Genomic DNA, 13,140 nt, shown 5'->3' with positions numbered 1-13,140 from the left:
GGAGCCAGCCTTTTGCGGCAGACAGGCATTCTTCCCGATCAGGACATTTCCGCGCTGTTTCAGTCCGGCGCGCTGAAGTCGCCGCGCGCGCTCGATGTCGACCAGGTGCAGCCGGCGAGCCTCGATCTCAGGCTCGGCGACAAGGCTTTTCGCGTGCGCGCCTCCTTCCTGCCGGGTCCCGATCATCTGGTGGCCGACAAGCTTCACCGGCTGAAATTGCATGAGTTCAGTCTCGCCGAGGGCGCGGTCCTGGAAACCGGCTGCGTCTACATCGTGCCGCTGCTCGAAAGCCTGGCGCTGCCCGCAAACGTGTCGGCCTCGGCCAACCCGAAGAGCTCGACAGGCCGGCTCGACATCTTCACCCGGGTGATGACCGATCGCGGCCATGAGTTCGACAAGATCGCCGCCGGCTATCACGGGCCGCTTTATCTTGAAGTCAGTCCTCGCACCTTCCCGATCGTCGTGCGCGCCGGATCGCGACTGTCGCAGATCCGCTTTCGCACCGGCAACGCGCTGTTATCGGAGGCAGAGCTGAACGAATTGCACCGCGCCGAGATGCTGGTGGCGACCGAGCCGCCCAACATTTCCGGCGGCGGCATTGCGCTGTCGATCGATCTTGACGGCGACCAGAACGGCCTGGTCGGCTATCGCGGCAAGCATCACACCGGCTTGGTCGATGTCGACAAGCGCGCCGCCCAGGATGCCGTCGATTTCTGGGAGCCGCTCTATAAGAGCGGCGCCGGCGAACTGGTGCTCGACCCGGACGAGTTCTACATCCTGGTCAGCCGCGAAGCGGTGCACGTGCCGCCGCTCTACGCCGCCGAGATGACGCCCTTCGATCCGCTGGTTGGCGAATTCCGTGTTCACTATGCCGGCTTCTTCGATCCGGGCTTCGGCCATTCGGCCTCAGGCGGCACCGGCAGCCGGGCGGTGCTCGAAGTGCGCAGCCACGAAGTGCCGTTCATCCTCGACCACGGCCAGATCGTCGGCCGGCTGGTCTACGAACACATGCTGAAGCGGCCGCAGGCGCTTTACGGCACCGATCTCGGCTCGAATTACCAGGCGCAAGGCCTCAAGCTCTCCAAGCATTTCCGCCCCGCCGGCTGAACCTTCGATCACCATCAGGCAAAATACTTGCCTGCGCTGCCTCACCATGCTTGGCTGCCTTTCGGTGGCCGGCAAGAGAACGGCGCGCAAGGGGAACCAAAATGCAGATTTCAAGATGGATCATATCGGCAGCGGGCGCTGCCATGCTGGTGATATCGGCCGGCTCGCTGGCTGAGGCGCAGGAGAAATTGAAGATCGGCACCGAGGGCGCTTATCCGCCCTTCAACACCATCACCGCGGACGGCAAGATCGAGGGCTTCGACATCGACATTGCCAATGCGCTGTGTGCGCAGATGAAGGTCGAGTGCGAGATCGTCACCCAGGACTGGGACGGCATCATCCCGGCGCTGCAGGCGAAAAAGTTCGACGCCATCATCGCCTCGATGAGCATCACCGAGGAGCGCAAGAAACAGGTCGCCTTCACCAACAAATACTACACGACGCCGCTGGCGCTGGTGGCGCCCAAGGACAGCGACCTCACTTCCACCGAACCGGCAGCCCTTGCCGGCAAGACGGTGGGCGCGCAGGCCTCGACCACCCAGGCCGACTATGCGCAGGACGCCTATGGCAAGGCCGGCGCCGAGGCGAAACTCTACCCCACCCAGGAAGAGGCGATCACCGACTTGCAGAACGGCCGTCTCGACGCCGTCATCTCCGACAAATTCGTGCTGATGGACTGGCTGAAGAAGGCGAGCGACGGCTGCTGCAAGCTTGTCGGTGACGTCAAGGGCACCGAGACGCAAGCCGGCATCGCTGTCCGCCTGGAGGACACGGCACTTCGCGACAAGCTCAACGCGGCGATAGACGCCATCGTCGCCGACGGCACTTACAAGAAGATCCAGGCCAAGTATTTCGATTTCGATATCTATTGAGGTTGGAACTGCCAAATCTCCCCCCTTGAGGGGGAGATGGCCGGCAGGCCAGAGGGGGTCGCTGCGCATAGAATGCCAGCGCCTTTCAGCCGCGGAAGACTTTAGCGCTCCACGCGCAACGACCCCCTCTGTCGCCTTCGGCGACATCTCCCCCTCAAGGGGGGAGATTACGCTCTCAAAGCGCCTTCACCGCCACCTTCACCGGCTGCTCAATCTCCAGCGGGTTGCGCAGCGGCAGGCCGAAATCCGCGGCCTCGATCTCGAAAACGTCGCCGGCCTGAGTCTTGATGCCGTCGGCAAAGGACAGCGTCGCCGTGCCGAACATGTGCACATGCACGTCGCCCGGCTGGCGGAAGGCCGAATATTTGAAGTGATGATGTTCGAGATTGGCGATTGTGTGCGACATGTTCGCTTCGCCCGACAGGAACGGCTTTTCCCACAGCAAATTGCTGTCGCGATAGATTCGCGATGAACCCCTGACGTCGGCCGGCAGGTCGCCGATCAGGATTTCCGGCCCGAACGAGGCGTTGCGCAGTTTGGAATGTGCCAGGAACAGATAGTTCACCCGCTCGGCAACATGATCGGAAAACTCGTTCGACAGCGTGAAGCCGACGCGGAACGGCGCGCCGTCGTCGCCGATGACATAGATGCCGGCGATTTCCGGCTCCTCGCCGGCGTCCTGCGCAAAGGCCGGCGACATCAGTGCGGCGCCCGGCGCCACCGCCATGGTGCCGTTGCCCTTGTAGAACCATTCCGGCTGCACGCCGGTCTGGCCCTTGGCCGGCTTGCCGCCTTCGAGCCCCATGCGGAACATCTTCATGGAATCGGTAAGCTGCTCCTCGCCGCCATCGCTGAGCTTCTTGTGCATGGAATCGCGCGTCGCCGCCGAGCCGAGATGGGTCAGGCCGGTGCCGGTCAGATGCAGATGCGCAGGATCGGGATGGTTGATCGGCGACACCAGCCGGCCCTTCTTGTAGACGGCGTCGAGGTCTATCGCTTCACCGAACCCCTTGCGTTCGATCAGCGCGGCGAGGGCCGTTCCGGTGCGCGCGGCTTCCATGGCCAGCGAATAGACGCTGCGGGCGCCGTTGATGATCCTGGTCTTGCCGCCGCCATTGCGGGCGACGACGCGGATGGTCTCGGCGTCGTCGAGGATCTGGGAGATCAGCATGATTAAATCCTCTCTCATGTGCTTGGCCTTGGATGCCTCTTGGCAAACCTTGACCTGCGCGGCTCGGACCTAGCCGCGCCACGGGTTGAACTCTTCGTCCGGATTGCGCTCGCGAACTTGATCCCTCGGGGGACTTCTTGTGCCGACAACTTGCCGGCTGCGCCGCGATCGTATGCCTCCTGCTTGCCTCGCCTGAAGCTTGTCAGGCCTTGTTCTTGTTGTAGACGTCGAAGATCACGGCGCCGAGCAGCACCAGGCCTTTGACCACCTGCTGCCAGTCGACATTGACGCCCATGATCGACATGCCGTTGTTCATCACGCCCATGATGAAGCCGCCGACGACTGCCCCGATGACCTGGCCGACGCCGCCCATCGCCGAGGCGCCGCCGATGAACACTGCGGCGATGACGTCGAGCTCCGAGCCGAGACCCGCCGCCGGCACCGCCTGGCCGAGACGAGCCGCGATGATCAGGCCGCCAAGCGCCGACAGCACGCCCATATTGATGAACACCATCAGCGTCAGCCGCTCGGTGTTGATGCCCGACAGCTGCGCCGCCTTGGGATTGCCGCCCATGGCGTAGATGCGCCTCCCGATGGTCATGCGCTTGGTGACGAAGACGAACAGCGTGATCAGCACGCCCATGACCAGCAGCACCACCGGCAGGCCGCGGTAGCTGGCAAACTCATAGACTAGGAACAGCGCCAGCGCGCTGGCGACCAGCGTCTTGACCACGAACAGGGTGAAGGGCTCGGCCTCATAACCATGGCGTTCTCGTTTGCGCCGGGTGCGGACCCCGAAATAGGCATAGGCGAGCACGGCGATCAGCCCCAGCACGACCGTCGTCATGTGCAGGGTCACGCCGCTGCCCATGATGGTCTTGCCGGCTGCGTTCACGACCGGCGGGACGAGCGTCAGTGGGCCGATCACATCCGGGATGAAGCCGGAGCTGAGCATCTTGAAGTCGTCGGGAAGCGGACCCACCGACGAGCCGCCGCCAAGCAACGCCTGGCAAATGCCGCGGAAGATCAGCATGCCGGCCAGCGTGACAATGAAGCTCGGTATCCGGTGATAGGCGATCCAATACCCTTGCGCGGCGCCGATCAGGCCACCCGCGACCAGGCAGACGATCGAAACCACCAGGGGATTGCTCAGCGGTCCGAGTTGCCAGATGACCATCATGTTTGCCGCCAGCGCGCCAATGAAACCGGCGACCGATCCGACGCTGAGGTCGATATAGCCCGATACGATCACCAGCAGCATGCCGAGCGCCATCACGATGATGAAGGAGTTCTGCTGCACCAGATTGCTGAGGTTGACCGGCTTGAACAACGTCCCCGACGTGGTGAACTGGAAGAACAGCATGATGACGATCAGGGCTATGATCAGTCCGTATTCGCGTAAATTCGTCGCCAGCGCCGAGACGGCGATGCGCGGGCGCTGTTCGTCGGCGACGTTGCCCTGCGGGGCGGGGGCGCTTTCGGTGCTCATGCTGCTTTTCCTTCTCCCCGGACGATGGCGCGCATTATCTTTTCCTGGCTTGCTTCCGCCGCCGGCATTTCGCCCACCATGCGCCCTTCGTTCATGACGTAGATGCGGTCGGTAATCCCCAGCAATTCCGGCATTTCCGACGAGATGACCACGATCGCCTTACCCTCCGAGGCAAGGCGCGCGATGATCGTGTAGATTTCATATTTGGCGCCGACATCGATGCCGCGTGTCGGCTCGTCGAGGATCAGCACGTCAGGGTCGGCAAACAACCATTTCGACAGCACCACCTTCTGCTGGTTGCCGCCGGAAAGATTGCCGGTCATCTGATAGACGCTTGACGCACGGATATTGGTCTTCTTGCGATAGTCGTTGGCGACCGCAAGCTCGCGCATGTCGTCGATCACGCTGTGGCGCGACACGCCGTCGAGATTGGCCAGCGTAATGTTATGCTTGATATGGTCGATAAGGTTGAGGCCGTAGGTTTTGCGGTCCTCGGTGACATAGGCGATGCCGTGTTGGACCGCCTTGCTTACCGAGGAGACATCGACCGGCTTGCCCTTGAGCAGCACTTCGCCGGTGATGCGGCGGCCATAGGAGCGGCCGAACAGGCTCATGGCGAATTCGGTGCGGCCAGCGCCCATCAGCCCGGCGATGCCGACCACCTCGCCCTTGCGCACATTGATGTCGATGCCCTTGATCACCTGTCGCTCGGCATGGAGCGGGTGATAGACCGACCAGTTCTTCACCTCGAATACGACTTCGCCGATCTTGGGCTCGCGCGGCGGATAGCGGTCGTCTAGCGAACGGCCGACCATCGAGGTGATGATGCGGTCTTCGGAGATATCCTTCTTGGCCAGCGTCTCGATGGTGCGCCCGTCACGGATGACGGTTACCTTGTCGGCGACCCGGTTGATCTCGTTGAGCTTGTGCGAGATCAGGATCGAGGTCATGCCTTGGCGCTTGAATTCGAGCAGAAGATCGAGCAGCGCCTGGCTGTCTTTCTCGCTGAGCGACGCGGTCGGCTCGTCGAGGATCAAAAGCTTGACGTCCTTGCTCAGCGCCTTGGCGATCTCGACCAGCTGCTGCTTGCCGACGCCGATATTGGTGATCAGTGTCTTGGGGTCCTCCTTGAGGCCCACCTTCTTCAACAGGGCAGCGGTGCGCGCCTCGTTGGCATCCCAGTCGATGACGCCGTATCGGGCGTTTTCGTTGCCGAGGAAGATATTTTCGGTGATCGACAGCATCGGCACCAGAGCAAGTTCCTGGTGGATGATGACGATGCCCTTGTGTTCGCTGTCATGAATGCCTTTGAAGTGGCATTCCTGATCCTGAAAAATGATCTGGCCGTCATAGGTGCCCGCGGGATAGACGCCCGACAGAACCTTCATCAAAGTTGACTTACCGGCGCCGTTTTCACCGACAACGGCATGAATCTCGCCTTCCTCGACGCTGAGGTTGACGTTCGACAGCGCCTTCACGCCGGGGAAGGTCTTGGTGATGTCGCGCATCTCCAAAATCGTCGAGGCCATGGGAACTACCGCTCCTTAAGAGGTCGGCAAACACTGCCGGCGAGGTCGGTAACAATACCGGGCTCGCTGGTGAACGAAAAGGGGCCCTGCGTTGCGCAGGACCCCTGATTTTGTAACTGGGATTACTTCAGTTCGTCGGCCTTGATGTAGCCGGAGTCGACGACCAGTGCCTGGTAGTTCGACTTGTCGACATCATGCGGCGTCAAAAGGATCGAGGGAACGACCTTGACGTCGTTGTTGTAGGTCTTTTCATCGAGGCCGTCCGGCTTGCCGCCCGAGAGCACCTTGTCGACGAGTTCGACGGTGGCCTTGGCCAGTTCGCGGGTGTCCTTGAACACGGTCGAGTATTGCTCGCCCGTGATGATCAGCTTGACCGAAGCGGTTTCGGCGTCCTGGCCGGTCACGATCGGCCACGGCTGGGCGTCGGTACCGTAACCGACGGCGCGCAGCGAAGCGGTGATACCGCGCGACAGGCCGTCATAGGGCGACAGAACGCCATCGACGCGGCTGCCGTCCGAGTAGTTGGCCGACAGAAGGTTGTCCATGCGCGCCTGGGCGGTAGCGGCGAGCCAGCGCAGCGTGCCGACCTTGTCCATGCCGGTCTGGCCGGACTTGATCTTGATCGAGCCGTCATCGATCAGCGGCTGCAGCACCGAGATTGCGCCGTTGTAGAAGAAGAAGGCGTTGTTGTCGTCGGGCGAGCCGCCGAACAGTTCGACGTTCCACGGCTTGGTGTTCGGGAAGCGCTCCTTGAGGCCCTTGACCAGCGAGTTCGCCTGGATCACGCCGACGCCGAAATTGTCGAAGGTGGTGTAGTAATCGACATTGGCGGTCTTCTTGATCAGGCGGTCATAGGCGACGACGACGACGCCGGCGTCAGCGGCCTTCTGCAGCGCGTCCGACAGGGTCGTGCCGTCGATCGAAGCGATGATCAGCGCCTTCGGGCCCTTGGTGATTTCGTTTTCCAGCTGGCTGAGCTGGTTGGGGATGTCGTCCTGCGCGTACTGCAGGTCGACCGTGTAGCCGAGAGCTTCGAGCTGGGACTTGACGGCATCGCCGTCATTGATCCAGCGCTGCGAGGTCTTGGTCGGCATCAGCACGCCGACAAGACCCTTGTCGGCTGCGTGCGCCGAGTAGGTCATGGCAGCGATGCCAAGGGCCGCGACGGCGGCCAGTGTCTTGATGATTTTCACGTAAACTCTCCCTGGTTGATGGACGCGACACCTCGGGGCTTCGCGGGCCGCGCAGTCGGGCGGATGCGCCAAAGCGCCGCCGCCGTCATAATCGATCTCCGGTATCCTCCCAATCGGCCCTCAGTCTTGATTTAAATCGATACGATTTTGCTCGTCATCGACCGTCAGGTCTTGAGGACGCGCGAAAGTGTGACCCTTTGCCATAACTGTCAAATGCGATCTTCGGTGGTTGCTATACCAAAACCGGTATATGACTAAACCGGGCTGGAACAGTGGCGGAAGCGGGAAAAGGCATGGCGGCTTTACGAGGTCCTCAGGGAATTTCAAGCGGTTACGATGAATTGCCCGGCGATGGCGAGACACTTCTGCGCAGCGGCTTGAGCCTGCGTCACATGCGCATGATCGCAGCACTCGACGATCACGGTCGGGTGAGCGCTGCCGCCCAGGTGATGAACATCTCGCAGCCGGCGGCCTCGCGCATGATTTCCGAGATGGAAGCGGTGCTTGAGGTCAAGCTGTGCGAAAGGCTGCCGCGCGGCATCACGCTCACCCCTTACGGCAAGGCGCTGGCGCGGCGCGCGCGCTCGATCCTGCTCGAAATGCGCGAGGCCGACCGCGAAATATCGGAGCTCAAGGCCGGCAAGGGCGGCTCGGTGTTCCTTGGCGCGGTGACGGCGCCGGCGATCGAACTGGCGGTCCCGGCGATCCGCGAGATACGCCGCCTCTATCCGCGCATCGAGATTACCATGCAGGTCGAGACGTCGAATGTGCTGGCGCGCGAACTGATCGCCACGCGCCATGATTTCATCATCGCCCGTGTTCCCGAAGACCTCAATCCGCGCCTGTTCGAATCGCGCGTCATCGGCGTCGAGAAGGCCTGCCTGATCGTGCGCCGAGGCCACCCGCTGAGCAACGGCCATCCTCTCAACAATGGGAGGGCGGTGCGGCTGGAGGACACCGCCGCCTTCGACTGGGTGTTCCAGTCGGGCGGGTCGCCGCTGCGCCAGGCGATGGAGAGCAATTTCCTGAACCGCAACATCGCCCTGCCGGACCGCATCCTCAACACGTCTTCGCTGCTGCTGACCTTGGTGATGGTGGCGCAGTCCGACGCCATCGCCCCGGTGTCGATCCAGGTGGCAAAATTCATCCAGAACCCCGACGGTCTCGCCGGCGCCATCGACGTCGTCCAGACCGAGTTCGACATCGAGGTCAGGCCCTACAGCCTGATCACTGTGAAGAACCGCGTGCTGTCCCCGGCAGCCAAGATGCTGCACGATTTTATCTTGCGGGAAGTGGGATAGGAACTGGAGCGGGTAGAGGGAATCGAACCCTCGCGTTCAGCTTGGGAAGCTGACAAGCTACCATTACATCATACCCGCATTGGCCTCTCGATATCATGATGGGCGTGCTTCGGGCAATCGCCCTTGGACAGCTGTTCGGAAACGGCTGTTGGAAACCCGACCGATTGCGCCGGTCCGCCTGCCTTGATGCGGGCGCAGCAAGTGCGTAATCGTGGGTTTGTACCCCGAATCCGGGCACACCAATCTGGAGGCAGGCCCCTTGTCCACAGTGACGCGCTTTCTCGGTGACTCGCCCGTCAGGGTGATCGTCAAGCTGCTGGTCGTGTCGTTCCTCGTCGGCCTGGTCATGAATGCGTTCGGCTGGACGCCGATGGACGTCTTCTACCGCATCCAGGTTTTCTTCATCGATCTGTGGAATCTCGGCTTCAACGCGGTCTATCGCTTCTTGGGCTATATCCTGCTCGGCGCCGCGATCGTCGTGCCGGTGTTCATCCTGCTCAGGCTCGCGAACTACCGGAAGTGAAGCGGAGCACGATCCCGAAAAGTGGAAACCGGTTTTCGGAAAAGATTGTGCTCAAACCAAAGGACACTCAGGCAAAGTCCGACGCCACCTCGAACAGGATGGCGTGGCGCGCCGCGAGCGCTGCGACATCGGTCGAATAGCCGCCGCCGATGACACCGCAGACCGGGATGCCCAGCGCGCGGAAATGACCGATCACCATGGCGTCGCGGGCACGCACGCCGTCATCGCTGAGCGATAGCCGGCCGAGCCGGTCCTCGGCATGCACGTCGACACCGGCATTGTAGAAGACGATGTCCCAGTGCGCCTTGGCCGAGAGTTCCGGCAGGAGGACACCCAGCCGTTCGAGATAGGCGCCATCGCCGGTGCCGTCCGGCAGCGCAACGTCGAGATCGGAGGCAATCTTGCGCACCGGATAATTGCGCTCGCCATGCATGGAAAAGGTCAACGCGCGTGGCTCGTCTTTCAGGATGTCCGCGGTGCCGTCGCCCTGATGCACATCGAGATCGACTATCAGGATGTTTTGGGCGGAACCTTCGGCTAGCAGCACCAGCGAAGCGACGGCGACATCGTTGAAAGTGCAGAAGCCCGCGCCTTGCGCACGCCGCGCATGGTGGCTGCCGCCGGCGCTGTTGCAGGCAATGCCATTGATAAGCGCCAGTCGCGCCGCCAGCACCGTACCACCGGCGGCGAGTTGCGCCCTGAGCGAAACGCGCGGTCCCACGGGAAAGCCGATCTCGCGCTCGATCTTTTCAGGCACCGAACACGTGATGACTTGGTCGACATAATCAGCCGCATGGGCGAGCTTCAGCCAGGAGGCCGGCGCCGGCTCGGGCATCGCCAGCGCCTCGGCATGGATCAGACCCCTGATATGCAAGGCCTGCATCAGCAGCGGATATTTGCTCATCGGAAAGCGATGATTGACGGCGAAGCCGGCATCGTAGTCGGGGTGATGGACGATCTGCAGGGGCATGGCTAAAGCAATTCCAGCAAAAGTGTGCAGCGGTTTTCCCGGGAGAAGCGCATAGCGCTTCCCCTTGGGAATTGCTTAAAACCAGTACTCAGGTCCGGCGGGCTCGCGCCTGAAGAACATTTCGGTTGGCCGTCACGGCAAGAGTGATTGCGCGGTGGCGGGAAAATGGGGCACATCGGCTGTTCGATCAAGCCGCAATCAGCAAGGCAGCAATCCCCTGGACACGGGCGCAACCCCAGCCGACGCGAGACCCTTCGCCGTCACCAACCGTTCGGTGCTCGCCATCGCCGTGCCGATGACGCTCGCCTATCTGACGACGCCGCTGCTCGGCATCGTCGACACGGCGGTGGTCGGGCAGTTCGGCGATGCCGCCCTGCTCGGCGGCCTGGCGGCTGGGGCACTGATCTTCGACGTCGTCTTCAGCACCTTCAATTTCCTGCGCTCCGGCACCACCGGCCTCGTCGCCCAGGCGTTCGGGCGCGGCGACGAACTGGAGGAGCAGGCGGTGTTCTGGCGCGCCGTGCTGATCGCGGTCGCCGCCGGCATCGTGCTTGTCGTTCTTGCGCCGCTGATTGCCATCGCCGGCCAGAAATTCATCGGCGGCGAAGCGCGCGTCAGCGAGGCGATGGGCGTCTATATCCACATCAGAATGCTCGCCGCCCCCTTCACGCTGATCAACTACGCCATCCTCGGCTATGTCCTTGGACGCGGCGAGGGCGGGCTTGGGCTGATGCTGCAGGCGGTGCTCAACGGCATCAACATCGTGCTTTGCATCCTGCTCGGCCTGAAGCTTGGCTGGGGCGTCGCCGGCGTGGCCTGGGCGACCGTCACCGGCGAATGTCTGGCCATGCTGCTGGGTCTCGCCATCGTTGTCTGGCGCTTCCGGGCCGCACCCCGCCTGCCGCGGCATCGCCTGCTCGACATGCCCGCTTTCCTGCGCATGCTGTCGCTCAACCGCGATATCATGATCCGCTCGTTCTCGCTGCTCGCCGCTTTCGCGCTGTTCACCCGCCAGGGCGCGCAGTTCGGCACGCTCACGCTGGCCGCCAATGCCGTGCTGATGAACTTCTTCCTCGTCGCCGGCTATTTCCTCGACGGTTTTGCCACAGCCGCCGAGCAGTTGGCGGGACGCGCGATCGGCGCACGCGCCGAGACGGCGTTCCGCCGGGCGGTACGTCTGACCTTATTCTGGGGGTTCGGCCTCGCCGGAACCGCCACGCTGATCTTCTGGCTCGGCGGCGCCGGCCTGATTTCGTTGATTACCACGTCGCAGGATGTTCGCGCTATAGCCGACATTTATCTGCCGTGGGCGGCACTGACACCGCTGAGCGGCGTGCTGGCCTTCCAGATGGACGGCGTCTTCATCGGCGCCACCTGGTCGCGCGACATGCGCAACATGATGCTGGTGTCATTCCTGGCCTTCAGCGCCGCATTGTTCAGCTTGGCGCCGTCTCTCGGCAATCACGGCCTGTGGGCGGCTCTGCACGTCTTCCTGCTGGTGCGCGGCTTCAGCCTGCTGGCCATCCTGCGGATGAGAATGCGCACGGCGTTTTAGAGCGGCTTGGCAGCCCACTCATCGAGCTTGGTATCGCGCAATACGCGCAACGATTTCAGCCCTTCCTTGTCGGCAAAGCGCACCATTCCGGCAAGGATGCGGCCCGGCAGTGCCGGCCCGGCATAGATCATGCCGGTGTAGAGCTGGACGAGATCGGCGCCGGCGCGGATTTTTTCCAGCGCGGCATCAGTGGAATCGACGCCGCCGACGCTGATAATGGCGCGCTCCGGCCCGAGCAGCCGACGCATCTTGGCCAGCACGATGGTCGAGCGCTCGAACAGTGGTTTTCCCGAGAGCCCGCCGGTCTCGCTGGTGGTGTTACGCAATCCCGTTCGCGCCAGCGTCGTGTTGGAGACGATGACGCCGTCGATCTGCTTCTCGCTGACTTCGGCGGCGATGTCTTCAAGCTCGGCCTCGACCAGATCGGGCGCGATCTTGAGGAAGAGGGGCGGCTGCGCCGAAGCTGCTGCACGCACCGACATGACCCGAGACAACAGTTCGCCGAGCTGTTCGCGCGCCTGCATGGTGCGCAGGCCGGGCGTGTTGGGCGACGAGATGTTGACGGTGAGATAGCTGGCGTATTTCGCAAAGCGGGAAACGCCCAACTCATAGTCACGGACACGATCGGCGCTGTCCTTGTTGGCGCCGATGTTGACGCCGACAATGCCGCCGCGTCCCTGGCGCGCGGCAAGGCGTTTTTCCGCCGCCTCGTGGCCCTCATTGTTGAAGCCCAGTCGGTTGATCACCGCGTCATCCTGGGTCAGCCGGAAGATGCGCGGCTTCGGATTGCCCGCTTGCGGCAGCGGCGTCACGGTACCGACTTCGGCAAAGCCGAAACCGAGCCCAAGCAGCGCGTCCGGTACCTCGGCGTTCTTGTCGTAGCCGGCGGCCATGCCGAGCGGATTGGGAAAGGCGATGCCACAGAGGCTGACCTTCAACCTATCGTCGCGCACCACCCGTGCGCCGACCGGCAGACCGCATCGCAGCGCCGCGATCGACATGCCATGCGCCGTTTCAGGGTCGAAGGTGAACAGCAGTTTCTGGCCGATGCGGTCGAACACGCTCATTCGGCCTCCAGCGCCGGGAATTGATGCGTGCCGTCGGCGCCCAGCGGCAATGGCCGCACCCACAGGACTGTCTTCAGGTCGAGCTCGCCGTAAAGATGCGGAAACAGCGCGCCGCCCCGCGAGACCTCGTACTTCAGCGCGTCACCGAGCAGCGCCCCGTCGATGGCGATCAGCAGCAAATCCGTCTGGCCGGCGAAATGCTTCGCCGCCGTCTCCTTGGCCTGATCAGCGGTGGAGAAATGGATGAAGCCGTCGGCGATGTCGATCGGAGCTCCGGTGAAGCGGCCGTTTTTCTCGGCCGCGCGCCAAAGCGCTTCGGGCGCGATCTTGTAGATAATCTGAGACATTGTTGCGCTATAAAGC

At 62.7% G+C, this 13,140-nt stretch carries 12 protein-coding genes and 1 tRNA gene; 5 read left to right on the top strand and 8 right to left on the bottom strand.

Annotated elements, in window-relative coordinates:
- The first annotated feature begins 12 nt into the window (after nt 1-12).
- Both X771_RS147735 and X771_RS147740 read left to right on the top strand, forming a co-directional pair.
- Nucleotides 13-1,107: a 2'-deoxycytidine 5'-triphosphate deaminase gene (locus tag X771_RS147735; RefSeq protein WP_023688689.1), complete on the top strand. Its 1,095-nt coding sequence runs from the start codon at nt 13-15 to the stop codon at nt 1,105-1,107.
- Between the two features lie 101 nt (nt 1,108-1,208).
- Nucleotides 1,209-1,979: an ABC transporter substrate-binding protein gene (locus tag X771_RS147740; RefSeq protein ID WP_023688688.1), complete on the top strand. Its 771-nt coding sequence runs from the start codon at nt 1,209-1,211 to the stop codon at nt 1,977-1,979.
- 175 nt (nt 1,980-2,154) lie between these two features.
- Here the strand turns inward: X771_RS147740 and araD1 are convergent, their stop codons facing one another.
- The 4 genes from araD1 to chvE all read right to left on the bottom strand — a co-directional run bounded on the left by araD1 (nt 2,155) and on the right by chvE (nt 7,361).
- Nucleotides 2,155-3,150 carry an AraD1 family protein gene (gene araD1 / locus X771_RS147745; protein ID WP_023688687.1) on the bottom strand — a complete coding sequence of 332 codons (996 nt, stop codon included), beginning with the start codon at nt 3,148-3,150 and terminating at the stop codon, nt 2,155-2,157.
- Between the two features lie 202 nt (nt 3,151-3,352).
- Complete coding sequence (mmsB, locus tag X771_RS147750) at nt 3,353-4,639, bottom strand: multiple monosaccharide ABC transporter permease (RefSeq protein ID WP_023669637.1); 1,287 nt, start codon at nt 4,637-4,639, stop codon at nt 3,353-3,355.
- Nucleotides 4,636-6,168 carry a multiple monosaccharide ABC transporter ATP-binding protein gene (mmsA, locus tag X771_RS147755; RefSeq protein WP_023688686.1) on the bottom strand — a complete coding sequence of 511 codons (1,533 nt, stop codon included), beginning with the start codon at nt 6,166-6,168 and terminating at the stop codon, nt 4,636-4,638. The genes mmsB and mmsA overlap by 4 nt, the downstream gene beginning before the upstream one ends.
- Before the next feature lie 122 nt (nt 6,169-6,290).
- On the bottom strand, nt 6,291-7,361 hold the full coding sequence (gene chvE, locus X771_RS147760; RefSeq protein ID WP_023688685.1) for a multiple monosaccharide ABC transporter substrate-binding protein: 1,071 nt from the start codon (nt 7,359-7,361) through the stop codon (nt 6,291-6,293).
- A gap of 293 nt (nt 7,362-7,654) precedes the next feature.
- Between chvE and X771_RS147765 the strand changes: the two genes are divergently transcribed.
- A complete protein-coding gene (locus tag X771_RS147765; protein WP_023669640.1) occupies nt 7,655-8,662 on the top strand; it encodes a LysR family transcriptional regulator in 1,008 nt (335 codons plus the stop codon).
- A 4-nt stretch (nt 8,663-8,666) separates the two neighbouring features.
- Here X771_RS147765 and X771_RS147770 read toward each other — a convergent pair.
- Nucleotides 8,667-8,740, bottom strand: a tRNA-Gly gene (locus tag X771_RS147770).
- Between the two features lie 181 nt (nt 8,741-8,921).
- Here X771_RS147770 and X771_RS147775 point away from each other — a divergent pair.
- Nucleotides 8,922-9,185: a DUF6460 domain-containing protein gene (locus tag X771_RS147775; RefSeq protein WP_023688684.1), complete on the top strand. Its 264-nt coding sequence runs from the start codon at nt 8,922-8,924 to the stop codon at nt 9,183-9,185.
- A 67-nt stretch (nt 9,186-9,252) separates the two neighbouring features.
- On the opposite strand, the gene X771_RS147780 is transcribed toward X771_RS147775, so the two are convergent.
- Nucleotides 9,253-10,155, bottom strand: coding sequence for a histone deacetylase (locus X771_RS147780; RefSeq protein ID WP_023688683.1), 903 nt, complete (start codon nt 10,153-10,155; stop codon nt 9,253-9,255).
- Between the two features lie 217 nt (nt 10,156-10,372).
- On the opposite strand from X771_RS147780, the gene X771_RS147785 reads away from it, so the two are divergent.
- Entirely contained in the window at nt 10,373-11,710 is a 1,338-nt protein-coding gene (locus X771_RS147785) for an MATE family efflux transporter (RefSeq protein ID WP_023688682.1), read from the top strand.
- Here the strand turns inward: X771_RS147785 and X771_RS147790 are convergent.
- Together X771_RS147790 and X771_RS147795 are read right to left on the bottom strand one after the other, a co-directional pair.
- Complete coding sequence (locus tag X771_RS147790) at nt 11,707-12,777, bottom strand: quinone-dependent dihydroorotate dehydrogenase (RefSeq protein ID WP_023688681.1); 1,071 nt, start codon at nt 12,775-12,777, stop codon at nt 11,707-11,709. The genes X771_RS147785 and X771_RS147790 overlap by 4 nt on opposite strands.
- On the bottom strand, nt 12,774-13,124 hold the full coding sequence (locus X771_RS147795) for a DUF952 domain-containing protein (RefSeq protein ID WP_023688680.1): 351 nt from the start codon (nt 13,122-13,124) through the stop codon (nt 12,774-12,776). Before X771_RS147795 ends, X771_RS147790 begins: the two co-directional genes overlap by 4 nt.
- Nucleotides 13,125-13,140 lie beyond the last annotated feature (16 nt).

Source organism: Mesorhizobium sp. LSJC269B00, from assembly GCF_000502815.1.
In the GTDB taxonomy this organism is placed as follows: Bacteria; Pseudomonadota; Alphaproteobacteria; order Rhizobiales; family Rhizobiaceae; genus Mesorhizobium.
Note: the sequence above shows the minus strand (reverse complement) of the source record. Positions and strands in the feature narration are given on the sequence as shown.